At 60.2% G+C, this 24,702-nt stretch carries 23 protein-coding genes; 14 read left to right on the top strand and 9 right to left on the bottom strand.

Annotated features, from left to right (window positions below; genetic code table 11):
- The first annotated feature begins 49 nt into the window (after positions 1 to 49).
- The 3 genes from fdhD to F2S13_RS12490 all read left to right on the top strand — a co-directional run bounded on the left by fdhD (position 50) and on the right by F2S13_RS12490 (position 3,974).
- Positions 50 to 889: a formate dehydrogenase accessory sulfurtransferase FdhD gene (fdhD, locus tag F2S13_RS12500; RefSeq protein ID WP_166361134.1), complete on the top strand. Its 840-nt coding sequence runs from the start codon at positions 50 to 52 to the stop codon at positions 887 to 889.
- Positions 886 to 3,222 carry an FdhF/YdeP family oxidoreductase gene (locus F2S13_RS12495; RefSeq protein ID WP_166361132.1) on the top strand — a complete coding sequence of 779 codons (2,337 nt, stop codon included), beginning with the start codon at positions 886 to 888 and terminating at the stop codon, positions 3,220 to 3,222. The genes fdhD and F2S13_RS12495 overlap by 4 nt, the downstream gene beginning before the upstream one ends.
- A gap of 260 nt (positions 3,223 to 3,482) precedes the next feature.
- The gene (locus tag F2S13_RS12490) at positions 3,483 to 3,974 is read left to right on the top strand and encodes a glycine zipper domain-containing protein (protein WP_166361130.1); all 492 of its coding nucleotides are present in this window, start codon (positions 3,483 to 3,485) and stop codon (positions 3,972 to 3,974) included.
- A 51-nt stretch (positions 3,975 to 4,025) separates the two neighbouring features.
- On the opposite strand, the gene F2S13_RS12485 is transcribed toward F2S13_RS12490, so the two are convergent.
- Positions 4,026 to 4,454 (bottom strand): acyl-CoA thioesterase, encoded by a 429-nt coding sequence (locus F2S13_RS12485; RefSeq protein WP_166361128.1) that lies wholly within the window; start codon positions 4,452 to 4,454, stop codon positions 4,026 to 4,028.
- A gap of 125 nt (positions 4,455 to 4,579) precedes the next feature.
- Between F2S13_RS12485 and F2S13_RS12480 the strand changes: the two genes are divergently transcribed.
- Together F2S13_RS12480 and F2S13_RS12475 are read left to right on the top strand one after the other, a co-directional pair.
- Positions 4,580 to 5,023: an antitoxin PaaA2 family protein gene (locus tag F2S13_RS12480; protein WP_166361126.1), complete on the top strand. Its 444-nt coding sequence runs from the start codon at positions 4,580 to 4,582 to the stop codon at positions 5,021 to 5,023.
- The gene (locus tag F2S13_RS12475) at positions 5,023 to 5,295 is read left to right on the top strand and encodes a type II toxin-antitoxin system RelE/ParE family toxin (protein ID WP_166361124.1); all 273 of its coding nucleotides are present in this window, start codon (positions 5,023 to 5,025) and stop codon (positions 5,293 to 5,295) included. The genes F2S13_RS12480 and F2S13_RS12475 overlap by 1 nt, the downstream gene beginning before the upstream one ends.
- An 88-nt stretch (positions 5,296 to 5,383) precedes the next feature.
- Here F2S13_RS12475 and F2S13_RS12470 read toward each other — a convergent pair whose 3' ends face one another.
- The 3 genes from F2S13_RS12470 to F2S13_RS12460 form a co-directional block, all read right to left on the bottom strand.
- Entirely contained in the window at positions 5,384 to 6,925 is a 1,542-nt protein-coding gene (locus F2S13_RS12470; RefSeq protein WP_166361122.1) for a phosphoenolpyruvate carboxykinase, read from the bottom strand.
- Positions 6,926 to 7,103: 178 nt separating this feature from the next.
- Positions 7,104 to 8,006, bottom strand: coding sequence for an Hsp33 family molecular chaperone HslO (hslO, locus tag F2S13_RS12465; protein WP_166361120.1), 903 nt, complete (start codon positions 8,004 to 8,006; stop codon positions 7,104 to 7,106).
- 132 nt (positions 8,007 to 8,138) lie between these two features.
- Positions 8,139 to 8,543, bottom strand: coding sequence for a S4 domain-containing protein (locus F2S13_RS12460; RefSeq protein ID WP_166361118.1), 405 nt, complete (start codon positions 8,541 to 8,543; stop codon positions 8,139 to 8,141).
- A 335-nt stretch (positions 8,544 to 8,878) separates the two neighbouring features.
- Between F2S13_RS12460 and rimB the strand changes: the two genes are divergently transcribed.
- Positions 8,879 to 9,361 (top strand): retropepsin-like aspartic endopeptidase RimB, encoded by a 483-nt coding sequence (rimB, locus tag F2S13_RS12455; protein WP_166361116.1) that lies wholly within the window; start codon positions 8,879 to 8,881, stop codon positions 9,359 to 9,361.
- On the top strand, positions 9,358 to 10,263 hold the full coding sequence (gene rimK / locus F2S13_RS12450; RefSeq protein WP_166361114.1) for a 30S ribosomal protein S6--L-glutamate ligase: 906 nt from the start codon (positions 9,358 to 9,360) through the stop codon (positions 10,261 to 10,263). Before rimB ends, rimK begins: the two co-directional genes overlap by 4 nt.
- 66 nt (positions 10,264 to 10,329) lie before the next feature.
- Here rimK and F2S13_RS12445 read toward each other — a convergent pair whose 3' ends face one another.
- Positions 10,330 to 11,643, bottom strand: coding sequence for an ATP-binding protein (locus F2S13_RS12445; protein ID WP_166361112.1), 1,314 nt, complete (start codon positions 11,641 to 11,643; stop codon positions 10,330 to 10,332).
- A 128-nt stretch (positions 11,644 to 11,771) separates the two neighbouring features.
- On the bottom strand, positions 11,772 to 12,512 hold the full coding sequence (gene ompR, locus F2S13_RS12440; protein ID WP_166361110.1) for an osmolarity response regulator transcription factor OmpR: 741 nt from the start codon (positions 12,510 to 12,512) through the stop codon (positions 11,772 to 11,774).
- Between the two features lie 240 nt (positions 12,513 to 12,752).
- Between ompR and F2S13_RS12435 the strand changes: the two genes are divergently transcribed.
- The 3 genes from F2S13_RS12435 (at position 12,753) to gshA (ending at position 17,214) form a co-directional block, all read left to right on the top strand.
- Positions 12,753 to 15,071 carry a Tex family protein gene (locus tag F2S13_RS12435; RefSeq protein ID WP_166361108.1) on the top strand — a complete coding sequence of 773 codons (2,319 nt, stop codon included), beginning with the start codon at positions 12,753 to 12,755 and terminating at the stop codon, positions 15,069 to 15,071.
- Complete coding sequence (locus tag F2S13_RS12430) at positions 15,071 to 15,454, top strand: PaaI family thioesterase (RefSeq protein ID WP_166361106.1); 384 nt, start codon at positions 15,071 to 15,073, stop codon at positions 15,452 to 15,454. The genes F2S13_RS12435 and F2S13_RS12430 overlap by 1 nt, the downstream gene beginning before the upstream one ends.
- Positions 15,455 to 15,630: 176 nt before the next feature.
- The gene (gshA, locus tag F2S13_RS12425; RefSeq protein WP_166361104.1) at positions 15,631 to 17,214 is read left to right on the top strand and encodes a glutamate--cysteine ligase; all 1,584 of its coding nucleotides are present in this window, start codon (positions 15,631 to 15,633) and stop codon (positions 17,212 to 17,214) included.
- Positions 17,215 to 17,336: 122 nt separating this feature from the next.
- Here the strand turns inward: gshA and argA are convergent, their stop codons facing one another.
- Positions 17,337 to 18,635, bottom strand: a complete 1,299-nt coding sequence (argA, locus tag F2S13_RS12420; RefSeq protein WP_166361102.1) for an amino-acid N-acetyltransferase — start codon at positions 18,633 to 18,635, stop codon at positions 17,337 to 17,339.
- A gap of 117 nt (positions 18,636 to 18,752) precedes the next feature.
- Positions 18,753 to 19,910, bottom strand: a complete 1,158-nt coding sequence (gene argE, locus F2S13_RS12415) for an acetylornithine deacetylase (protein WP_166361100.1) — start codon at positions 19,908 to 19,910, stop codon at positions 18,753 to 18,755.
- A gap of 142 nt (positions 19,911 to 20,052) precedes the next feature.
- On the opposite strand from argE, the gene F2S13_RS12410 reads away from it, so the two are divergent.
- Positions 20,053 to 21,420, top strand: a complete 1,368-nt coding sequence (locus F2S13_RS12410) for a CYTH domain-containing protein (protein WP_166361098.1) — start codon at positions 20,053 to 20,055, stop codon at positions 21,418 to 21,420.
- 3 nt (positions 21,421 to 21,423) lie between these two features.
- Here F2S13_RS12410 and F2S13_RS12405 read toward each other — a convergent pair whose 3' ends face one another.
- Positions 21,424 to 21,894, bottom strand: coding sequence for an Lrp/AsnC family transcriptional regulator (locus F2S13_RS12405; protein WP_166361096.1), 471 nt, complete (start codon positions 21,892 to 21,894; stop codon positions 21,424 to 21,426).
- A gap of 127 nt (positions 21,895 to 22,021) precedes the next feature.
- Here F2S13_RS12405 and F2S13_RS12400 point away from each other — a divergent pair, with 127 nt between their 5' ends.
- The 3 genes from F2S13_RS12400 (at position 22,022) to F2S13_RS12390 (ending at position 24,642) form a co-directional block, all read left to right on the top strand.
- The gene (locus F2S13_RS12400) at positions 22,022 to 22,333 is read left to right on the top strand and encodes a hypothetical protein (RefSeq protein WP_166361094.1); all 312 of its coding nucleotides are present in this window, start codon (positions 22,022 to 22,024) and stop codon (positions 22,331 to 22,333) included.
- Positions 22,334 to 22,471: 138 nt separating this feature from the next.
- On the top strand, positions 22,472 to 24,268 hold the full coding sequence (gene tfpB / locus F2S13_RS12395; protein ID WP_166361092.1) for a type IV pilus assembly ATPase TfpB: 1,797 nt from the start codon (positions 22,472 to 22,474) through the stop codon (positions 24,266 to 24,268).
- A 56-nt stretch (positions 24,269 to 24,324) separates the two neighbouring features.
- Positions 24,325 to 24,642 carry a DUF2388 domain-containing protein gene (locus F2S13_RS12390; RefSeq protein ID WP_166361090.1) on the top strand — a complete coding sequence of 106 codons (318 nt, stop codon included), beginning with the start codon at positions 24,325 to 24,327 and terminating at the stop codon, positions 24,640 to 24,642.
- The last annotated feature ends 60 nt before the right edge of the window (positions 24,643 to 24,702 follow it).

Below are 24,702 nucleotides of genomic sequence, written 5' to 3'. Positions count from 1 at the left end.
CGGGCAGCAAGCCTAGGCTTAAGACTGGACGTCCTGCCGGTACTACCCCATGAATCCCAAGCGCCCAACCTGCGCGGCGCCTGCATCGTCGCCCCCAGCACCCGCCGCCAGCCAGAGTTACTGCTACAGCGATCTCGACCTGCAAAGCTCGAGCAGCACTGCACTGGCCGAAGAAGTCGCCCTGGCGATTGCCTATAACGGCATCAGCCAGGCCGTGATGCTGGTCAGCCCCACGGACCTTGAAGACTTTATCGTCGGCTTCAGTATCGGCAGCGGCATCATTGCCTCGGCAGATGAAATCTATGATGTCAAATTCAGCGGCAATGGCTCGGCCCAACAGGCCGAGGTACAGATCGCCAGCCGCGCCTTCTGGAACCTCAAGACTCAGCGTCGGCAACTGGCCGGAACCAGTGGCTGTGGGTTGTGCGGCGTAGAAGCCGTAGAGCAGGCGCTGCCTGAACTGGCGGTGCTGCCCGGCGCGCCCCTGCCACCCGCGCACTGGCTTGAAGGACTGCGCCAGCGCATCGGGGAATTTCAACCGCTGGGCCAGCACTGCGGCGCCGTGCACGCAGCGCTGTTCATGAACGACCAGGGGGAACTGCTGCTGGGGCGTGAAGACATCGGCCGGCACAACGCATTGGACAAGCTGATCGGAGCCCTGATCCGCCAACACATTTCGCTGACCGGTGGCGTGGCCATCGTCACCAGCCGCTGCAGCCTGGAACTGATCCAGAAGGTTCTGCGCGCGGGCATCCAGACACTGGTCAGCCTGTCCTCGCCCACGGGCCTTGCATTGCAGTGGGCACGCCAACACAACCTCAACCTCATTCACCTGCCGCAACACAGTGCGCCGCGGGTTTACAGTCCCGCGACGGAGAGTACTGCGTGAGCACGCAACATCAAGCCGATCAGACCCCAACCCCTCGCTACAAACCCTACCGCGGTGCCGCCGGCGGCTGGGGCGCTCTACGCAGCGTGGCCCAGGCCTGGCTCGGCAGCAACAATGCCTTGAAAAACATCCGCGCCCTGCTCAAGACCAACCAGAATGGCGGGCTAGACTGCCCGGGCTGCGCCTGGGGTGACTCGCCAGAAAGCGGCATGGTCAAATTCTGCGAGAATGGGGCCAAGGCGGTGAACTGGGAGGCTACCAAGCGCCGCGTCGATCCGGCATTCTTCGCCAGGTACAGCGTCAGTGCACTGCTCGAGCAGAGTGACTACTGGCTCGAATACCAGGGCCGCCTGACCCACCCAATGGTTTATGACGCCGCCAGCGACCGCTACCAGCCCATCAGCTGGGAGGGTGCCTTCAATCTGGTCGCCAAGCACCTGTTGAAACTGAAAAGCCCCGACCAGGCCGAGTTCTATACCTCCGGCCGAGCTAGCAACGAAGCAGCCTACCTTTACCAGCTGTTCGTACGCGCCTATGGCACCAACAACTTCCCCGACTGCTCGAACATGTGCCATGAGGCCAGCGGCGTCGCCATGGCGCAAAGCGTCGGGGTCGGCAAAGGCACCGTCACCTTCGACGACTTCGAGCACGCCGATGCCATTTTCGTCTGGGGCCAGAACCCCGGCACCAATCACCCACGGATGCTCGAGCCACTACGCGAGGCGGTCAAGCGCGGCGCCCAGGTGATCTGTATCAACCCGCTCAAGGAGCGTGGCCTGGAACGCTTCCAGCATCCGCAAAACCCGATTGAGATGCTCACCAACGGCGACCGCCCGACCAACACCGCCTACCTGCGCCCGGCCCTGGGGGGCGATATGGCCCTGATGCGCGGCATGGCCAAATTCCTGTTGCAGTGGGAACGCGAAGCCCAGGCCAATGACGCCCCGTCGGTGTTCGACCATGACTTTCTCAACGAACATACCGGCGGTGTATTGGAGTACCTGGCTGCCATCGACGCGACATCCTGGGAGCACATCGTCGAACAGTCCGGGCTGAGCCTGGCCGATATCGAACGGGCCGCGCAGATGTACCGCTCGGCCGAGAATGTCATCATGTGCTGGGCCATGGGCATTACGCAGCACCGCCATTCGGTGCCGACCATCCAGGAAATCGCCAACCTTATGCTGTTGCGCGGCAACCTGGGCAAACCTGGCGCAGGTTTGTGCCCAGTGCGCGGCCACAGTAACGTTCAGGGCGACCGCACCATGGGCATCAACGAACGCCCGCCCGTGGCGCTGCTCGACGCACTGGAAAAGCGCTTCAAGTTCAAGGTACCGCGGCATAACGGCCACAACACCGTCGAAGCCATCCACGCGATGCTCAAGGGTGAGGCCAAAATCTTCATCGGCCTGGGCGGCAACTTTGCCCAGGCCACCCCCGATAGCTCGCGCACCGCCGAGGCCTTGCGCAACTGCGAACTGACCGTCCAAATCAGCACCAAGCTCAATCGCAGCCATCTGATCCATGGCAAGGAAGCGTTGATACTGCCTTGTTTCGGACGGACCGATATCGACCTGCAAGTCGAAGGCCCGCAGGCAGTGACGGTGGAAGATTCCTTCAGCATGGTCCATGAGTCCCACGGCCAGTTACAGCCGCTATCGCGCCAGATGCGCTCGGAGCCGGCCGTGATCGCCGGCATTGCCGCGGCCACTCTGGGTGCTCATCCGATGGACTGGAACTGGTTGATCGCCGACTACTCGCGTATCCGCGATCTGATTGCCGACACCATTCCAGGCTTCGAAGATTTCAATCAACGGCTGGAGAACCCGGGCGGCTTCTATCTGGGCAGCAGCGCGGGTGAGCGACGCTGGAACACCAGCAGCGGTCGAGCCAACTTCAAACCCAACGTGCTGCCTGCCGACCTGATCCATGAAAGCGTACGCGCCACCGGGCAAATACCTGACCTGATCATGCAGTCGATGCGCTCCCACGATCAGTACAACACCACCATCTATGGCCTGGATGACCGTTACCGTGGGGTCAAGGGGCAACGTGATGTCCTCTTCGTCAACGAAGCCGACATCATTCGCCTGGGCTTCAAGCCAGGCCAGAAGGCCGATATCGTGTCGATCTGGAGCGATGGGCGCGAGCGTCGAGTGAAGGGTTTCACCCTGCTGGCCTTCGATATTCCAGCGGGCCAGGCGGCGGCCTATTACCCGGAGGTGAACCCACTGGTGCCGCTGGAAAGCGTCGGCGACGGTAGCCATACCCCGACCTCGAAGTTCGTCGCCATCCGCCTTGAAGCGGCCAGTGAAACAGGTCGAATTCTTTAAACTGTGAAACGATTCGGTTGGCTGCTGCGTGCAAAGCGCGTAACGTAGCCTTCCTCCGCCAAACGCCCACAAAAAAGGCCTTTCCATCTCTGAAAAGGCCTGCCGTAATTAGCCTAAGACCGCCGAAAATCCTTTAAGTTTCACTGAAAAAACAGCAATTTAGAGAATTGTGCACAAGTCGTGTTACTCGTCGGATTTCAATTGTAAGCCCCCGTCCAGAGCCTCAGGATCGCCTCGTCATCCCTTTGAGGCTTTCATAAATGAAGTACTCCTCGATTCTCTTGTTGTCACTTGGCCTGCTAAGCGGCGTTGCGTCGGCAGGCGGCAATACCGAAGCAGGTATAGGCGGCGCATTGGGCGGGGTATTGGGCTCAGTGGTCGGCCAATCGATCGGCGGCAGCACCGGCTCGGCAATCGGCGCAGGCCTTGGCGGCGCGGCTGGTGGTGCAGTGGGTGCCAACAAGCACAGCCGTGGCGAAGCGGCCATTGGCGGTGCACTGGGCGCAGCCGGCGGTAACGTGGTTGGTCGTCAGATGGGCGGCACCACTGGCAGCCTGATCGGCGCGGCAGCCGGTGGCGGCGTGGGCGGCGCCCTGGGCAACCACATGGGCAGAGAATACGATGAGGAAAGTGGTCATCGCTACAGCGGTCGTGACTATGACGATGACGACCGCGGCTGGCGTCATCGCCACCACCACGACCGTGGCCATCACTATGGCTGGCGCAAGCATCACAAACACTGGCGCGACTAACCCCCGCGTTACAGGCCCATTGGAAGGGCTGGCCGCAGCAGTCGCGGCCAGCTAGACCAATACCTCCAGCGCTCCGCGCAACGTCGCAGGAATCGCCACAGGCTGATTGCTCGACCGATCCACGAACACATGCACGAAACGCCCTGCCGCGCAGGCATCCTCTTCGCCTGCCTTGAACACCGCCAACTCGTACTGCACCGAACTATTGCCCAGCTTGCCCACCCGAAGGCCGATCTCGATCCGCTCCGGAAAGGCTATCGACGCAAAGTAGTCACAGGCCGAACTCACGACAAAGCCCACCACTTCACCGTCATGAATATCCAGCCCACCGTGTTCGATCAGGTAGGTATTCACCGCCGTGTCGAAGAAGCTGTAGTAGGTGACATTGTTCACATGACCGTACACGTCGTTGTCGTGCCAACGCGTCAGGATCGGTTGAAAGTGGCGATAGTCGACACGTTGCGACATGCGGTCGGTCATAAGAGTTCTTCCCCGTTTTAATTGGCTACATTCAGTTCTTGAAACAATCGGAACGACTAGCGGACTTGCAATCTATAGTTGATTGCTGAACGATGACCTCATCGTAATAAAACAGATTGCCATCCATGACAACCCAAACCATTGATCACAGCAAGCTCGCCCAAATGGTGGAAGCTGGCAAGAACCTCGCGACTCACGTCGTAGGACAAAAAGGCGGTTGGGCCATTCAAATCACCTTCGACTCCCTGGAACATTTACTGACGGCTCAACGCAGCAGACAAGTACGGCTGTTCAAGAAACTGGAAACGCTGGTGACTTATCTACAAGACGTTGGTATCAAACATTTCGACGTAGACGCCTCCGGGTACGACCCCCTGACGGTCAAGACCTACAACCGCCCGGATCGTGCCACAGCCTTGAAGCACGCTCACGAAGCAGCTGCATACGAACAGTGGTTCAGGACTCAGGTACAGGCAAGCCTCGATGACCCGGCCCCTAGCATCCCTGACGATGAAGCCCGTCGCCTGTTTGCCGCCAAACGAGACGCTCTCAAGAAACGGGCGCTTTGATGCAGCTGCTGTGGCGCCCCATGGCGCTCGATGATCGCGCCAAGATCATGGAACACATAAGCCACGACAACCCGGCTGCTGCACTTGCGCTTGATGAAACCTTCGAGGCAAAAGCCCAATACGCAACCAACCGCCCAACGCTCTACAAAATAGGTCGAGTGACTGGCACCCGGGAAATTGTAGTGTTGCCAAATTACGTAATGGTTTACCGCATCAAGCCCGACGCCCTGGAAATTCTGCGAATCCTGCATGCCAGGCAGCAATGGCCCTGAATGGGGACCTTGTGCGGGATCAACTGAAATGAATACACAAAAAAAACCGCCCCAAAGGGCGGCTTCTTTTCAAACGGCTATCCGAAAATTACAGCTTCGGACCGGCGTTCTTGATGGCATCGGAAACGTCGAACTTCTTGAAGTTCTCGATGAACAGACCGGCCAGGGCCTTGGCAGCTTCATCGTAGGCAGCTTTGTCAGCCCAGGTGTTGCGTGGGTTGAGCAGGCCGCTTTCAACGCCGGGTACCGACGTCGGCACATCGAGGTTGATGGTGTCCAGGTGTTCGGTTTCTGCGCCGATCAGAGCGCCGCTCTGGATGGCTGCAATCACGCCACGAGTGGTCGGGATGTTGAAACGCTTGCCAACGCCGTAGCCACCGCCGGTCCAGCCGGTGTTGACCAGGTAGACCTTGGAGCCGAAACCGCGGATGCGCTTGATCAGCAGCTCAGCGTATTCGCCAGCCGGACGAGGGAAGAACGGTGCGCCGAAGCAGGTAGAGAAGGTCGACTTGATGCCGCTGCCTGAACCCATTTCGGTCGAGCCGACCAGTGCGGTGTAACCCGACAGGAAGTGGTAGGCCGCTTGTTCTTCGCTGAGGATCGACACTGGCGGCAGTACGCCGGTCAGGTCGCAGGTCAGGAAGATCACCGCGTTTGGCTCGCCACCGAGGTTCTTCTCGGAGCGCTTTTCGACGTGCTCCAGCGGGTAGGCGGCGCGGCTGTTCTGGGTCAGGCTGCCGTCGGCGTAGTCGGCCTTCTTGGCGTCATCCAGGACAACGTTTTCCAGGACTGCGCCGTGCTTGATGGCTTTCCAGATGACCGGCTCGTTCTTCTCGGACAGGTCGATGCACTTGGCATAGCAACCGCCTTCGATGTTGAACACCACACCCTCGCCCCAACCGTGCTCGTCGTCACCGATCAGGTAACGGCTTTCGTCGGCAGACAGGGTGGTCTTGCCGGTGCCGGACAAACCGAAGAACAGGGTCACGTCGCCGTCTTCGCCGATGTTTGCGGCGCAGTGCATTGGCAGCACGTCGGCGGCTGGCAGCAGGAAGTTCTGCACGGAGAACATGGCTTTCTTCATTTCACCGGCGTAGCGCATGCCAGCGATCAGCACTTTCTTCTGAGCGAAGTTGATGATCACGCAACCGTCGGAGTTGGTGCCGTCACGTTCTGGAACGCATTCGAAGTTGGCGACGTTGAGGATCTGCCACTCTTGACGGCCAGCCGGGTTGTACTGAGCCGGATTGATGAACAGGCAACGGCCAAACAGGTTCTGCCAGGCAGTCTGAGTGGTCATCTTCACGGCCAGGTAGTGATCGGCAGACGCACCTACATGCACGTGGGAAACGAAATGCTCTTGCGCGTTGTTGAACGCCTCGACGCGAGCCCACAGGGCGTCGAACTTGTCGGCCGGGAACTTGCGGTTGATCGGGCCCCAGGCGATGGCGTCCTGAGTGGTCGGCTCTTCAACAATGAAACGGTCGACTGGCGAACGGCCGGTACGGTGACCAGTGCGCACTACCAGAGCGCCGGTATCGGCAAGCTCGCCTTCACCGCGGTTCAGGGCTTCTTTGACCAGATCGTCGATGCTCAGGTCGGTGTACACGGCGTTATTGGCTTGCGTCATGAATGTCCCCGTCGGCCAGAGGCCGAGTGCTCCAAACGTTTTGTAGTAGAAACTTTCATACTACTACAGCAAAAAGGTGGCCCGGATTATGCCAGAAACGCCCAAAAAAAGTAGAGCCCTCCTGTCAGAACGGCGTAATTACGGCGCCAGACAGGTAATTTACCTGCGCTGAACCGTTTTAGTGGCGAGTATCTGACGGTGCCTCTACCCCACCACCGGCGAACAATTGCGCAACTTCCGTGGCATCGAACAGGTAGCGCTCATTGCAAAACTGGCAATCGATCTCGATGGTGCCGCCATGTTCGACCACCAGTTGCTGGGCATCGTCGGCACCCAGGCTGACCAGCGCCCTAGCCGAACGCTCACGCGAGCAACTGCACTGGAAGCGGATGGTCTGGATATCGAACAGGCGCACGGCCTCTTCATGATACAGGCGATGCAGGATCGTCTCGTTGTCGAGGCCCAGCAGCTCTTCGGTCTTCAGGGTGCCTGCCAGCGTCGTGAGGTGCTGCCAGCTCTGCGCGCGCTCTTCGTCATCCTTGAGTCGATCGGCCGGCAATTGTTGCAGCAGCAGGCCACGAGCGCGCTTGCCGTCAGCCTTGAGCCAGAAGCGCGAACCCAGTTGCTCGGACAAGGCGAAATAGTTGGTGAAGCATTCGGCCAGGTCGACGCCATCGAGTTCGACGATGCCTTGGTAACGTTGCCCCTGAGTCGGGTCAATGGTCATGGCCAGCACGCCTTCGGGCATCAGCTCGCGCAAGCCCGCGCCAGGTACCATCTGATCGGCTTCATAACGCGCCAGGCCACGGATCTCCCGCTCGCTGGAACATTCGACCATCAGCAACGGCACGGCCCCGCTCGAGCGCGCCTGCAGAATCAGCAGCCCGTCGAACTTCAGTGTGCCTACCAGCAGGGAAGCAGCCGCCATCAACTCGCCGAGCAATTGCGCCACGGGCTCAGGGTACGCATGCTTGGCCAGGGCTTCAGCGTAGCTGAGCTCCAGCGAAACCAGCTCACCACGAACATCACTGTCGTCGAAGATGAAGCGTTGGGTGAAGTCGGTGTCCGGAAAATCGTGCATAGGTTTGGGCATCTAAATTGGTGACAAAAGATTACAAGCGCCAGATAAAAAACACCCCGTCCACCGAGTGCGGCCGGCGCTTACGCTGGCCGTATTTTATGAACAATCCGGCGCTGTTCCAAGCAAGCTCGTCTAGCCGTTGGAATCATCGTGAAACTGAAAGAGCTGGCGACGCTGCTTCTTGGTCGGGCGCCCATCAGTGGTCACGCCCAAAGCTCCGGCCTTGCGCAAGGCCGCTGCCTGCTCCCGCCTGGCAATGCTCTGCTCGGTTTCCACATAGAGCAGCTGTGCCTCCGGCGCGCCTCGGCGAACCGCTGAAAGCGCTTTGACGACAATCGTACGCTCTTCCAGCCCGGTACGTATCTGGAACTCATCGCCCAGCCGAGGTTCCTTGCCAGGCTTGCAGCGTTCTCCCCGGCAATGCACCTTGCCACTTTCGATCGCAGCCTTCGCCAGGGCGCGGGTCTTATAGAAACGAGCCGCCCACAACCATTTATCGAGACGGACTTTGTCGTCCTCTTCCTGTTTTTGCGCCACTGTCGCACCTCTCTCAGGAATTTAATCGAACTGTACTACCGTACCTGGCGGATGCAAAAAGTCTACGGCCCGCTTACAGTCCAAACATGAGTCGAAGGAGTGTCAGGCATGTCTGATTTTGCGGCTTTTAACCGCCCTTGCAGCGATAGCTATCGCCAATTGTGCAAGATTCTGCGTGAATACCGCGCCATGGGTTTGGGGACATTTCGCGAGGCGTTGTGCACGGGCTATGCTGGGTTGAATTTGCGCTCTGGCACCCCAGTCCGAACCAGACATTGCCAAGGCCTGCGTTAGCGCGTCAACGACCCAAAGACCTCCATCGTCGGTTGAGCATTTTGAAGACATTTGACCATTTGACTGTTATTGGCCTACGCGAGTGGGTGGCGTTACCCGACCTCGGGGTGGCGGGCCTGCGAGCCAAGATCGATACCGGAGCCAGTACCTCGAGCCTGCACGCCACGGAAGTCGAAACCTTTGTGCGCGACGGTGAAAAATGGGTGCGCTTCAATGCCCATCTGGGCTCGGTGGTACAACTTCGGCATCGCCGCTGCGAAGCACCGCTGGTAGCCATGAAAACCATCAAGAGCTCCAACGGCCAGGCCCAGACTCGCTACGTGATACGCACACCCCTGGCGCTGGGTGACCGGGTCTGGGAAGTCGAATTTACCCTGGCCTGTCGCAAGGCCATGCGCTATCGCCTGCTGCTCGGTTCCAAAGCCTTGGTTCACGGCCAACTGGTCGTCAATCCGGGGCTTACCTATGTTCAAGACAAGCCGGCGTTTCCGGCCACTCTCCCCTCTCCCACAGGTGTTGCATGAAGATCGCTGTGCTGTCGCGTAATCCGCGTCTGTATTCCACTCGTCGTATGGTTGAAGCCGGCATCGCGCGGGGCCATGAAATGGTGGTGATCGATACCCTGCGCGCCTATATGAACATTGCCAGTCATAAGCCGCAGATTCACTACCGGGGCAAGCCACTGGAAGGTTTCGATGCAGTCATCCCGCGTATCGGCGCCTCGGTGACTTTCTATGGCTGCGCGGTACTGCGCCAGTTCGAAATGATGGGGGTCTTCCCGCTCAATGAATCGGTGGCCATTGCCCGTTCGCGCGACAAACTGCGCTCGCTGCAACTGCTGTCGCGTCGCGGGATCGGCTTGCCGGTAACCGGCTTCGCCCACTCGCCCGATGACATTCCCGACCTGATTCAGATGGTCAACGGTGCACCGCTGGTGATCAAGGTGCTTGAAGGTACGCAGGGCATCGGTGTGGTGCTGTGCGAAACGACCAAGGCCGCCGAGTCCGTAATCGAAGCCTTTATGGGCCTCAAGCAGAACATCATGGTTCAGGAGTACATCAAGGAAGCCGGTGGCGCCGATATCCGATGCTTCGTGGTTGGCGACAAGGTCATCGCTTCGATGAAACGCCAGGCCAAGCCGGGTGAGTTCCGTTCCAACCTGCACCGCGGCGGCACTGCCAGCCTGATCAAGATCACCCCCGAAGAACGCATGACGGCCATTCGCGCTGCCAAGGTCATGGGGCTGAGCGTGGCGGGTGTGGACATCCTGCGTTCCAATCACGGGCCGCTGGTGATGGAGGTGAATTCTTCGCCGGGCCTGGAAGGTATTGAAGTGACGACCGGCAAGGATGTGGCCGGGATGATCATTGAACATCTGGAGAAAAATGGCGGGCCGAATTTGACGCGGACACGTGGGAAGGGTTGATTGGCGGCTTAGTCAGAGATTGTTTGTAGTGCCCGCCCGGGCCTCATCGCTGGCAAGTCGGGAACATCAGACCGCATCCCGGGGCAACATCAACCCCAACGGCAGACGCACCCGCGCCTCCAGCCCGCCACCCGAGCGATTGCGCAACTCCACATTGCCGCCATGCATGGCGGCAATTCGCTTGACGATCGCCAGCCCCAACCCGGTGCCCTTGCCACTGCGAGCCCGATCGCCGCGCGTGAATGGGTTGAAGATCGCCTCCAGCTCGGCCGGATCAATGCCGGCCCCACGGTCCAACACGCTCAGGACCACGTAAGGTGCGCTGGTATCACCGGAGACGTAGGCGGCCACCTCAACGCCATCGCCGGCGTGATACAAGGCGTTGCCGATGAGGTTGTTGAGCAGGCGCTTGATTGACACACGTCGCAGAGGAAACGGCGGAATCTGCTCAATGCACAAGCGCACTCGCTCGACCGGCTGATTGAACGGCGCCACCACTTCCTGCACCAGGTCGCTCAGATCGACCTCTTCAATGGTTTCGTCGCGTCCATCGCGAATGAAGGCCAGGAACTGATCGAGTATTGCGTCCATATCTTCGATATCCCGGACCATGTCATCGGTCAGTTCGCTGTCGTTGCTCATCAGTTCCAACGACAAGCGCAGTCGCGTCAAGGGTGTGCGCAGATCATGGGAGACACCGGCAAGCATCAATTCCCGTTCGCGACCGGCCTGTTCAACGTCTTCGGCCATCTGGTTGAAGGCGCGATAGACCTCGGTCATTTCACTGGGGGTATCGCTGATCGGCAGACGCACGCTGCGCCCCTGCCCCAACTGCCGGGCAGCGAAGACCAGGCGCTTGAGCGGCTGGTTGAGCTGCCGCACGAATATCCAGGCCGAAGCCGTGGACAGCAGGCCGATGGCCAGGAACCAACCCAGTACGCTCCAGATCTTCTGGCCGCGCAATGGATGCGGATATAAAGGCACCTTCAGCCAGCCATCGCCCAGGCTCGGCGCCCGCACCCAGAGCGCAGGTGGCGCGTGCACGCGCAGACGCACTTCAGTGTCGGCACCCAACTCGGCCTGCATCTGCCGCTGATAGATTTCGCTGTAGGGCCAATGATGCTCACCTTCCGGCACCCCGCCACCCACCACCCGGATCAGACCGGCGGCATCGGCGATTTTTTCTCGGTCGGATTCATCGGCCGCCCAGTAGGCACGCAGCGTCAACGCGACGCCATGGCTGTACTGTCGGTCGACAAGCACGTCCTCGTTCATCAGTAGATAAACCAGGGTCAACGCCTTGGAAAACAGCACGACGATCAGGACCAGCCAGAGCGTGCGGGCGAAGAAGCTTTGCGGGAACCACAACGGGGTTTTCATAGACAGCAGCTACACACTTTGCAGGAACGAGACAGGCTCGCAAACATTGCGGATATCGAGTGACAACAAAGCAGGACCAACCAAACGGCTGCCCTGCTCCGGGGGAACTCGCTCCTACAAACCGACTATCACTTGCCGGCGTTGCCATCCGGCACGAACACATAACCCACGCCCCAGACAGTCTGGATATAACGTGGCTTGGACGGGTCTGGCTCGATCATGCGGCGCAGTCGAGAGATCTGCACGTCGATGGAGCGCTCCAGGGCATCCCATTCGCGGCCACGGGCCAGGTTCATCAGCTTGTCGCGAGTCAGAGGCTCGCGGGCATGCATCACCAGCGCCTTGAGCACGGCGAACTCGCCCGTGGTGAGCATGTGAACTTCATCGCCGCGCTTGAGCTCGCGGGTTGCCAGGGACAACTCGTAGTCGCCAAAGGTGACAGTCTCGTCTTCGCTGCCTGGCGCACCGGGTACCGGCGCGGACTGACGACGCAACACCGCCTTGACCCGAGCCATCAGCTCGTCGGGGTTGAACGGTTTGGCCAGATAATCGTCGGCGCCCAGTTCCAGGCCCTTGATCCGGCTCAACTCGTCGCCCTTGGCCGTCAGCATGATGATCGGTATCTGGTTGTTCGCTGCGCGCAGCCGGCGACAGGCCGTAAGCCCATCCTCGCCCGGCAGCATCAGGTCAAGAACCACCAGGTGAAAAACTTCCCGGGCCAGCAGGCGGTCCATCTGCTCGGCATTGGGAACTGCTCGCGCACGGTAGCCCTTGCTGACGAAAAAACGCTCAAGCAGGCTGCTCAAGCCTGGGTCGTCATCGACGATGAGAATTTTTTCGCCTTCGGCTGTTTGTGCAGTGCTGCTCATGGCTTGCTCCTTTAATCACGGCGCACATTATGGCTTAGCTGCCGACTGACGTGCCGTGTGCATTGTTAGCAGATTTTTCCTGCTGTGCCAGTTTAGCTGAACCGGGATAGGCACCATGCCATCACCGCAAGCCGGAAACGCTGGGTATAATGCGGCGCTTTTACGTCAGGCAGCGCCTGATGGGGATTGTTCGCCAGCCCAGGCCGGCGGCTCTGCATTCACTATTTGCCAGGTGGTCTTATGGACAGCATCAACAGCCGCATCGCCGAGGAACTCGGTGTCCGCCCCCAACAGGTCGAAGCGGCCGTGGCCCTCCTTGATGAAGGCTCCACAGTGCCCTTTATTGCTCGCTACCGGAAGGAAGTGACCGGCAGCCTTGATGACACCCAACTGCGGCATCTCGAAGAGCGCCTGCGCTACCTGCGCGAACTCGACGAACGGCGCGCCAGCATCCTGGCCAGCATCGAGGAACAGGGCAAGCTGACCCCGGAACTGGCCCGCGAAATCAAACTTGCCGATACCAAGACCCGCCTCGAAGACTTGTACTTGCCGTACAAGCAAAAGCGTCGCACCAAGGGCCAGATTGCCCTGGAAGCCGGCTTGGGCGAACTGGCCGACGGCCTGCTGGGCGATCCACAGATGACTCCGGAAACAGAAGCGGCACGCTTCGTCGATGCCGAAAAAGGCGTTGCCGACGTCAAGGCGGCCCTGGAGGGTGCCAAGTACATCCTCATGGAGCGCTTTGCCGAAGATGCGAACCTGCTCGACAAGCTGCGCGGTTTCCTCAAGCAGGAAGCCACGCTCAGCGCCCGCGTCATCGCCGGCAAGGAAGAGGAAGGCGCCAAGTTCCGTGACTACTTCGAACACGACGAACCGCTCAAGAGCATGCCGTCGCACCGCGCCCTGGCTATTTTCCGCGGCCGCAACGAAGGCATTCTCAGCGCCTCTCTGAAGGTCGGTGAAGAACTGCCCGGCACGCTGCACCCGTGCGAAATGATGATCGGCGAGCACTTCGGCCTGAAAAACCAGAACCGTCCGGCCGACAAGTGGTTGGGTGAAGTGGTGCGCTGGACCTGGAAGGTCAAGCTTTACACCCACCTGGAAACCGACCTGTTCGGTGAGCTGCGCGACAACGCCGAGACCGAGGCGATCAATGTATTCGCCCACAACCTGCACGACCTGCTGCTGGCTGCACCGGCCGGCCCGCGTGCCACACTGGGCCTGGACCCGGGCCTGCGCACCGGCTGCAAAGTGGCTGTGGTCGATGCCACCGGCAAGCTGCTCGATACCGCCACCGTCTACCCACATGTACCGAAGAACCAGTGGGATCAGACCATCGCCGTGCTGGCGGCCCTGTGCGCCAAGCACTCGGTCGACCTGATTGCCATCGGCAACGGTACCGCCAGCCGCGAAACCGACAAGCTGGCAGCCGAACTGATCAAAAAATACCCAGCCCTGAAAATGACCAAGGTCATGGTTTCCGAAGCTGGCGCATCGGTGTACTCGGCGTCGGAACTGGCGGCCAAGGAGTTCCCGGATCTGGACGTTTCGATTCGCGGCGCGGTATCGATCGCGCGGCGCTTGCAGGATCCATTGGCCGAATTGGTGAAGATCGATCCGAAGTCCATCGGCGTCGGCCAGTACCAGCACGACGTCTCCCAGCTGAAGCTGGCGCGCGGCCTTGACGCCGTGGTCGAGGATTGCGTGAACGCTGTCGGTGTTGACGTGAACACCGCATCGGTGGCCCTGCTGGCACGGATTTCGGGGCTGAACGCCACCCTGGCCCAGAATATCGTTGCGCATCGTGACGCCAATGGCGCCTTCAAGACCCGTGCAGCCTTGAAGAAGGTCAGCCGCCTGGGCGAAAAGACCTTCGAGCAAGCTGCGGGCTTCTTGCGCGTGATGAACGGCGACAATCCGCTGGACGCCTCCGCCGTGCACCCTGAAGCCTACCCGCTGGTACAGCGCATCGCCGCCGAAACCGAGCGCGATATTCGCTCGTTGATTGGCGACAGTGGCTTTCTCAAGCGCCTGGACCCGAAAAAATTCACCGACGAAACCTTCGGCCTGCCGACCGTCACCGACATTCTGCAAGAGCTGGACAAACCTGGCCGCGACCCGCGTCCGGAATTCAAGACCGCCGAATTCCAGGAAGGCGTCGAGGACTTGAAGGACCTGCAATTGGGGATGATCCTCGAGGGTGTGGTGACCAACGTGACCAATTTCGGCGCTTTCGTCGATATCGGCGTCCATCAGGACGGTCTGGTGCACATCTCCGCGCTGTCGGAGAAGTTCATCAAGGATCCACGCGAAGCGGTAAAAGCCGGCGACGTGGTCAAGGTCAAGGTCATGGAAGTCGATATCCCGCGCAAGCGCGTGGGCCTGTCGATGCGCATGAGCGATACTCCGGGCGAGAAAGTCGACGGCGCCCGTGGTGCGCGCCCTGGCGCGGCGCCACGTCAGCAAAACGCACCGGCACGTGCCAAGGAGACGCCCGCCCCGACCAATAACGCCATGGCGTCGCTGTTCGCCAACGCCAAGCAGTTGAAAAAGCGCTGATGGACATCCCGCCGGAGTTCGTCCCGAGCGCCTTCAGCGAGCTATTGGGCTGTCGCCTGCAACGCCTGGACAAAGGCGTTGCAGAAGTCACCCTGACGCTGGCTCCGCAACTGCGCAACCGGGCCGGCAAGCTGCACGGTGGGGCAATGTTCAGCCTGGTTGATACTGCCATGGGCCTGGCCTGCTCCAGCGCCCATGGTTTCGACCAGCAAAGCGTCACGCTCGAATGCAAGATCAATTACCTGCGAGCGGTCAGCGAAGGTGAGGTGCTGTGCGTCGCCAAGGTCCTGCATAACGGGCGGCGCACACTGGTTGTCGACGCTGAAGTGCTTCAGGGCGACAAATTGATCGCAAAAGCCCAGGCAACCTTCGCCGCTCTATAGCTGGAAAAACCGATCTGCGGTAATTTCGGCATTGCCAGTGCGATGCCGAAATACCCAACGAAATGACTCGGTAAGAACGACTGAAACCAGGCGACAACGCCAGTTATTTTCTTCACCCTTGTAGACCGTCAAATCTACCCCCATATTGGGGCGACTGACGCGTGAAGGAATCCATCTTGAGCGAACTTCTCAACCGCCGCCTGACCCTGCTGGGCGAGCGTGACAACCTCTCTCTGCTCGAGCAATGCCTGCACGGCATTGAGCGTGAATGCCTGCGCGTTACCGGTGAAGGCCGGTTGGCGCAAACTCCGCACCCTGAAGCCCTGGGCTCGGCGCTGACCAACGAACAGATCACTACCGACTATTCGGAGTCGCTGCTGGAGTTCATTACCCCGGCTTTGCCAGATCCTGCACAAACATTGCAAAGTCTCGACAAGATCCATCGTTTTGCCTACAGCAAGCTGGGCAACGAGTACTTGTGGAGCCCGTCGATGCCCTGTGCCCTGCCGGCCGAGGAAGACATTCCGATCGCCTATTACGGCACTTCGAATATCGGCCAGCTCAAGTACGTCTACCGCAAAGGCCTGGCGCTACGTTACGGCCGCACCATGCAGTGCATTGCCGGTATTCATTACAACTTTTCCCTGCCGGAAAAGCTCTGGCCATTGCTCAAGCAAATCGATGGGGTCGATAGCAGCGACCGCGACTACCAGTCCGCGGCCTACATCGCCCTGATTCGCAACTTCCGCCGCTACAGCTGGCTATTGATGTACCTGTTCGGTGCCTCGCCGACGCTGGATGCGGGCTTCTTGCGCGGGCGTCCGCACCAGCTGGAACAACTGGATGCCGAGACCCTGTACCTGCCGTATGCCACCAGCCTGCGCATGAGTGACCTGGGTTATCAGAGCAGTGCCCAGTCCGGGTTGACCCCTTGCTACAACGATCTGAACAGCTATACCGACAGCCTGCGCCGGGCCGTGGCCACGCCGTACCCGGCCTATGTCGAAATCGGCACGCACAAGGACGGTGAGTGGGTCCAGCTCAATACCAACATCCTGCAGATCGAGAACGAGTACTACTCCAACATCCGCCCCAAACGCGTGACCTACAGCGGCGAGCGCCCAATCCAGGCACTGATGGCGCGGGGCGTGCAGTACGTCGAAGTCCGCTGCCTCGACATCAACCCCTTCCTGCCGCTGGGTATCGACCTGACCGAAGCCCGTTTCCTGGACGCCTTCCTGTTGTACTGCGCCCTGGAGCAAAGTCCTCTGCTGGGGAGCCTGGAGTGCGGTAACTGCACCTCGAACTTCCTCAGCGTGGTCAAGGAAGGTCGCCGCCCTGGCCTGCAACTGCAGCGCCACGGTCACCCTATCGAGCTCAAGCAATGGGCCAGCGAACTGCTGGAAAAAATCGCACCGCTGGCCGAACTGCTGGATCGCAGCCATGGTGGCGAAGAGCACAGCAAGGCGCTGGCGGCTCAGCAGGCCAAGGTCAGCGACCCATCGCTCACGCCATCGGCGCAGGTGCTGGCGAGCATGGCCGAGCGCAAGGAAAGCTTCACCCAGTTCTCCATGCGCCAGAGCGAGGCCCATGCCGAGTACTTCCGCAGCGAGGCGCTGAGCGTCGAAGAGCAGGCGAAATTCGAGGAGCTGGCGCGCACTTCCCTGGCTCAGCAGGCTGAGCTGGAGCAGAACGAAGTCGGTGATTTCGATGTGTTTGTCGGGGCTTATCAGGCGAGCATTCTGGCGATTAGTAACTAGCCGTGCTCTCGTTCCCACGCGCAGCAAAGGAATGCAGTGACTGACGCTCCAGCGTCACGACGCGGAGCGTCAGCAGAGGCGTTCCCACGCAGAGCGTGGGAACGAGAGGCCGATGGTAGTGCTCAGAGTGCCTTCTCGAAGATCTTCGAATTACGCTGATAGTTGTACAACGATGCCCGCGCCGCCGGCAGGCGCTCCACACCACTGGGGATAAAGCCCCGCTCACGGAACCAGTGAGCAGTACGGGTAGTCAGCACGAACAGAGTATTGAGACCCATCTCCCGCGCTCGTGTTTCAATACGCTCGAGCAGCTCGTCCCCGCGCCCGCCATGGCGATACTCCGGATTGACCGCCAGGCACGCAAGCTCGCCGGCCTGTGAGTCGGCTATCGGGTACAACGCCGCGCAGGCGATGATCATCCCTTCACGCTCGACCACACTGAATTGCTCGATCTCACGTTCGAGCACTTCTCGCGAACGACGCACCAGAATGCCCTGCTCTTCCAGCGGGCTGATCAAGTCCAGCAGGCCACCGACATCCTCGATACCGGCCTCACGCACCTTCTCGAACTGTTCCTGGGCCACCAGCGTACCGCCACCATCACGAGTGAACAGCTCGGTGAGCAGCGCACCGTCTTCGGCGTAGCTGACGATGTGGCTGCGAGCCACCCCACCGCGAACGGCTTCGGCTGCCGCATCGAGCAGTTCGCCCTGATAGTCGCTGCCCAACCGCAGAATATGCGCGGGCACTTGCTGCGGCCGCAGCTCACGCACCAGCTTGCCGTTTTCGTCCAGCAACCCGGGATCGGCGCCGAACAGCAGCAACTTGTCGGCCCCCAGTTCGATGGCGGCACGAGTGGCCACGTCTTCGCAGGCAATGTTGAAAACTTCCCCGGTTGGCGAATAACCCAAGGGTGACAACAACACGATCGAGCGCTCGTCGAGCAGGCGATTGATGCCCTTGCAATCGACCCGGCGCACTTCACCGGTGTGGTGATAGTCGATGCCCTCGAGCACCCCGATCGGTCGTGCAGTGACCAGGTTGCCGGCAGCGACCCGCAAGCGTGAACCCTGCATTGGCGAGGACGCCATGTCCATGGACAGGCGCGCTTCGATGGCGATGCGCAGGTGACCGACCGCGTCGATCACGCACTCCAGGGTCGCGGCGTCGGTAATGCGCAGGCCGCGATGGTAGTGCGGGGTCAGGCCTCGAGCCGCCAGGCGGCTTTCGATCTGAGGCCGCGATCCATGGACCAGCACCAGGCGCACGCCCAGGCTGTGCAGCAGCACCAGGTCATGGACGATGTTGCCGAAGTTGGGGTGCTCGACCCCATCCCCCGGCAGCATGACGACGAAGGTGCAATCACGGTGGGCGTTGATATAAGGCGAAGCGTGACGGAGCCAATTGACGTATTCGGGCATAACCTTGGGAGCCTGTAAAAAATGGACAAAACGTGAAAACACACAGCGCTCGTTAAGGGTTATCGTCGGAACAGGCTTGGCGTCACGCGGGCATCTCCTTGTATTGAACGGTCAGGCTCAGCGAGCCTCAACCTGTGTCAGACAGTAATATTCGATCAGTTCACGCAGTAGACGCACCGTAGGCTGCAAGCGTGACATTTCCAGGTATTCACCTGGCTGGTGGGCACAGGCAATGTCGCCAGGGCCCAGGACCAGGGTTTCGCAACCCAGACGCTGAAGATAAGGCGCTTCGGTACCAAACGCCACCGCTTCGGCGCGATGGCCGGTCAGACGTTCGGCCACTCGGACCAGCTCGGCGTCCGCAGCTTGTTCGAAAGGCGGGACTTCAGCGAACAGAGGCGCATAATCGATTTGCACCTGATGCAGTTCGGCCAGCGGTTCGAGCTTTTGCCGGATTGCCGCACGCAGCACCTGCGGGTCCATGCCCGGCAAGGGACGCAGGTCGAATTCCAGCGAGCATTGGCCGCAAATCCGGTTGGGGTTGTCACCCCCGTGGATACAGCCAAAGTTCAACGTGGGGTGCGGTACGCTGAACTGCGGGTTGCGGTATTGCTGTTGCCACTGACCGCGCAACTCCATCAGTTGACCAATGGCGCCGTACATGGCCTCCAGCGCACTGTGGCCAAGGCTCGGATCCGAGGAGTGGCCGCTGCGACCGAGAATGTCGATGCGCTCCATCATCACGCCCTTGTGCAAGCGGATCGGCTTCAACCCGGTCGGCTCGCCGATCACGGCTGCACGCCCCAGCGGCCGTCCGGCCGCGGCCAAGGCCTTGGCACCGGACATGGAGCTTTCCTCATCGCAGGTGGCCAGGATCAGCAACGGCTGCTTGAACGTTTGGGCCAGCAACGGTTGCACCGCTTCGATGACCAAAGCGAAGAAGCCCTTCATGTCGCAACTGCCCAGCCCAACCCATCGACCATCGACTTCCGTTAGCTTGAGCGGATCGGTCTGCCACAAGGCTGCGTCGAAGGGCACGGTGTCGCTGTGGCCAGCCAGCACCAGGCCACCGGGGCCACTGCCGAACGTTGCCAGCAGGTTGAATTTGCCGGGTGAAACTTGCTGGATGTCGCAGGCGAAGCCAAGGTCTCCCAGCCAGGTAGCCAACAGGTCAATCACCTGGCGGTTCGATTGATCCAGGCTCGGTTGGGTGCAACTGACCGAGGGTGCCGCGATCAGGGCAGCGAACTGGTCTTTCATTGACGGCAACGGCATGGACGTTCTCCTGATACGAAACTCATCATAGAGCCATCGGGCACCGAGAATAAACCGCTGGGGCGTGAGTCCTGTACACTGCACGACCTAATAGTCATACCTCTCAGACGCTCCCCGTCATCAGAGCTTGGATTCTCCAGCCATGCAGAAAGAAACCGAAATCAAATTGCGCGTCAGCCGTGAAACCCTGGCTGCCCTGCGCGAACACCCGCTGCTGAAGAAGCGCAACAAAAGTGGCTGGGAACGCCGTGAATTGTTCAATCAATATTTTGACACGCCCGAGCGCGATCTGGCGGCGGCCAAGGTCGCACTGCGCCTGCGCCGCGATGGCGAGGTCATCATCCAGACCCTCAAGACCCGTGGCCAGAGCGTTGCCGGCCTGTCCGAGCGCACCGAGCACGAGTGGCACTTGCCCAAGGCCAAGCTCGATCTGAAAAAGCTCGATGGCGAATGCTGGCCGACAGAGCTGGCTGAACTGGACAAGAAAACCATCAAACCGATGTTCACCACCGACTTCGTCCGTGAATACGCCGAAATCGCCTGGGGGCGCGGCAAGGCCAAGGTGGTCATCGAAGCTGCGCTGGACCTGGGCAATGTCCTGGTCGGCAAGCAGTCCGAAGAAATCTGCGAGCTGGAGCTGGAACTGCGCGAAGGCGACCCTGCCGCCCTGCTGGAACTGGCTGCAGAGCTTGCCGAAACCCTGCCACTGATGCCTTGTGACATCAGCAAGGCCGAGCGCGGTTATCGCCTGTTCGATGCCGGCAGCTATTCGCTGAGCCTGCCAGCTCCCGAAATAACCGCGCAAATGCCAGTCGACGATGCCTTTGCCGCCCTGGCCTGGCACCTGCTGGCGAGCAGCCAGCGGCTGGCCGAACAGTACCGTTTCAACGGTCACTGGCGCCTGCTGGAAGACTGGCTCGAATGCCTGATCGAACTGCGCGGCCTGGTCGGCAGCCTCGGTCAGGTGGCTCCGCGCACCACTACTCATGATCTGCGCGCCAACCTCGACGCCTTGCTCGAAGACTGGCGTCCGCTGGTCCTGGCCGGCCACGACGACGAAGACGTGCGCAAGGCGGCGCCTGAGCAATTCGCCGAAGAGCTGCTCGATACCCGTTGGGGCCAGTTCTCGCTCAATACCTCTCGCTGGTTACTGGCGCGCTCCTGGACCGCTGACCGCAACACCCGTGGCAATCGCCAGGGCGCCGCGCAGCTGAGCAACTGGCTGGGGCACTTCCTTGCCGAGGAAGCTGCCGCGCTGCAACTGCCGCGCTACCAGCAGCAGCCCGAAGACCTGGCCGAACAGCTGCCGCGCATCGAACGCATCCAGTCCTGGCTGCACCATGCCCGCCAGGTGCTGGAGTTGCCAGACATGGACCGCCTCTACGGCGAACTGAACAAGCTGCAGCAACTGGCCAACCTGCCGCTTGGCGAAACTGTTCTGCAGGATCGTACCCATCAGGCCATGATTGTGTTCCAGAGCCGTGGCTGGAAGCACTTGCTGCGCAAGTAAGGCTCAACCCAGTACCGGCAGACTCGTGGTGGACTTGATCTCGGACAAGGCCACTATCGAGTTGACCTCCTGAATCCCCGGGACCATCGACAGCTTCTCGAAGAAAAACCGTTCGTAGGCCTCGATGTCCGGGGTGACAATCCGCAACAGAAAGTCCACCGCCCCCATCAACACATAGCACTCCAGCACTTCAGGAAAACCTCGAATCGCTTCAGTGAATTCGGTGAAGTTGGAGCGGCCGTGGGCGTTGAGTTTCACCTCGGCGAAAATCTGCGTGTTCAGGCCGATCTTCTTGCGGTCGAGCAAGGTGACCTGACCGCGAATCACCCCCTCCTCTTTCAAGCGTTGAATGCGCCGCCAACAGGGCGACTGGGATAACCCCACCTGCTCGGCAATCTGCGCACTGGAAAGCGAAGCATCTTCCTGCAGCAATGCGAGAATGCGTCGGTCGTAGGCGTCCAGCTCAGTGCGCATAATAATTCCTGAAGTTTCTTGGTTTACGACTTGATCAATTCAAATAAGTCCTACAAGACTCAATCATAGATAAGAAATACCCCGACCGGCATGCAAAAATTTTCTCCATTGAATCTGGAGCTATCCCATGACCGTCACTCCTCTGCGCGCCGATGCCTGGGCTCACGGCAATCCCCATAGCCAAGTCCGTTACCGCCTTGTGGCTGAAGCCGAAGCGAGCAGCCTCTGTTGCGTGCTCAACCTGTTCGCCATGCAATACCTGACTCCGCACAAAATCATCGTGCTGCAAGAGGACGGTCAGTTGTTGATCGACATCGAACTCGGCGACCTGAGCTGGCACCGGGCGGAGGTCATCGCGCAAAAAATGCGCAACCTCATCAATGTCTGTGAAGTGACACTCGAACTTGCAGAGCGCGAACCCATGCACGCGGTTGGCTGAACCGATAGCGAAACCCGCTGTAACTTTTGCCCTGCCCCGCGGCAACTCATGGGGCAACCTCGGGTCTACTCTTGCTCTTTCGGGTCCGGCACGCCTTGCCCGGCTCGCTCGTTGTGATAGTTGTTCGAAGGAGCCCGCATGTCTGTCGTATCCACTTCCCGGGACCGCTGGCTGGATCTCAATGATCTGCTGCGCGAGCTGGTTGTCCAGGGACTCATCGGCCAGGACGCTGCCGAACAGGCGCTGACCAATCGTCGTCATGTACACAACAATCAACTGCACCCGCTGGAATTCATCGCCAGCCAGCAACTCGATGACCTCAGCCGGCCCGGCAAGCCCCTGGACCTGGAATGCCTGACCCGCTGGCTTGCCCGGCAGGCCGGCCAGCCCTATTTGCGCATCGACCCACTGAGCATCGATGTCGCGGCAGTCACGCCGTTGATGTCCTATGCCTTCGCCCAGCGTCACAAAATCCTGGCCGTGGCCGTTGACCGCGAGGCGGTAACGGTGGCCAGCGCACAGCCCTATGTCAGCAGTTGGGAAGTGGATCTGGCGCATGTGCTGAAGCTGCCGATCAAACGCGTCATCGCCAACCCGGCCGAGATACAGCGTTTCACCATCGAGTTCTTTCGCCTGGCCAAGTCAGTCAGCGGCGCCAGCAGCACTGATCAAAAAACCAACAACATGGGCAACTTCGAACAGCTGCTCAATCTGGGCGCCAGCGATCAGGAGCCCGACGCCAATGACGCGCACATCGTCAACATCGTCGACTGGCTGTTCCAGTACGCTTTCCAGCAGCGTGCCAGCGATATCCACATCGAACCACGCCGCGAGCAAGGTAACGTGCGCTTTCGCATCGACGGCGTGCTGCACAATGTCTACCAGTTCCCCCCACAAGTGGTCCTGGCGATCGTCAGTCGCCTGAAAAGCCTCGGGCGGATGAATGTTGCTGAGAAACGCAAACCCCAGGATGGTCGAGTCAAGACCAAAGCCCCCAATGGCAGCGAGGTCGAATTGCGCCTGTCGACGCTACCTACGGCGTTCGGCGAAAAAATGGTCATGCGGATCTTCGACCCGCAAGTGCTGCTTCAGGACTTCGATTCACTCGGATTCTCCAGCGACGACCTGCGCCGCTGGCAGGACATGACAGCACAGCCCAATGGCATCATCCTGGTCACCGGCCCCACCGGTTCGGGCAAAACCACCACGCTCTATACCACCCTGAAAAAGCTGGCGACCCCGCAGGTCAACCTGTGCACCATCGAAGACCCCATCGAGATGATCGAACCGGCCTTCAATCAAATGCAGGTCCAGCACAACATCGACCTGACGTTCGCCAGCGGCTTGCGTGCGCTGATGCGCCAGGACCCGGACATCATCATGGTCGGCGAGATTCGTGACCTGGAAACTGCCGAGATGGCGATCCAGGCCGCCCTGACCGGGCACCTGGTACTCTCGACCCTGCACACCAACGATGCACCCAGTGCCGTCACCCGCCTGCTCGAACTTGGCGTACCGCACTACCTGATCAAGGCGACCGTACTCGGGGTCATGGCGCAACGCCTGGTGCGTACCCTTTGCCCGCATTGCAAGACAGCACAGGACGTGGCCAGCGAGGACTGGCAAGCGCTGACCCAGCCCTGGCAAGTCGAACCACCCATTGCCGCGCAGCGGGCAGTCGGCTGCCTGGAGTGCCGTGATACGGGTTATCGGGGCCGGGCCGGGGTCTATGAAATCCTGCAATTGAGTGACAGCCTCAAGGGCTTCATCAACGCCGACACCGACCTGCTCGCGCTCAAGCGCCAGGCCTTCAAGGAAGGCATGCGCAGCCTGAGGCTAGCCGGGGCACAGAAAGTCGCGGCCGGCCTGACCACGCTTGAAGAAGTGCTGCGCGTTACGCCAGCAAATGAAACAAAGTCCTGGTGCGCTGATTGAACTCCCGCTCGGGTTTCCGGATCAAAGCGTCCAAATACCTGTAGTTGGAGCTCCAAATGCGTTTCAAATCAGTTGTCGCGACCCTTGCGCTGATTTCCTTGCCCCTGGGTTCTGCCATGGCCGACGATTTCTGGAAAGATCTTCTCTCCACCGGCGCCACCACCGCATCGACCTACCTGACCGTCAAGGATGACAAGCTGATGGTAGCTGCGCAGGATGATGCGAGCAGCTTCGTGGCCAGCGAGGGCACGATTCGCGGGCCGTACCTGGAAGCGGCCATGACCAAGGTTCGCGCTGATAATCCGGGGCTGCAGGCCAGTGACATGGAATTGGCCAATGCGATTCTGGCCAAGAATGCGGTAGCCCAGGAGTAATCCGGCTTAGATCTTTATCGGCCGGACGGGCCTCATCGCTGGCAAGCCAGCTCCCACAGG

The sequence above is a fragment of the Pseudomonas akapageensis genome, assembly GCF_011355085.1.
GTDB classification, from domain to species: Bacteria; Pseudomonadota; Gammaproteobacteria; order Pseudomonadales; family Pseudomonadaceae; genus Aquipseudomonas; species Aquipseudomonas akapageensis.
The sequence above is the reverse complement of the archived record's forward strand: the minus strand, read 5'-3'. Positions and strand labels throughout refer to the sequence as shown.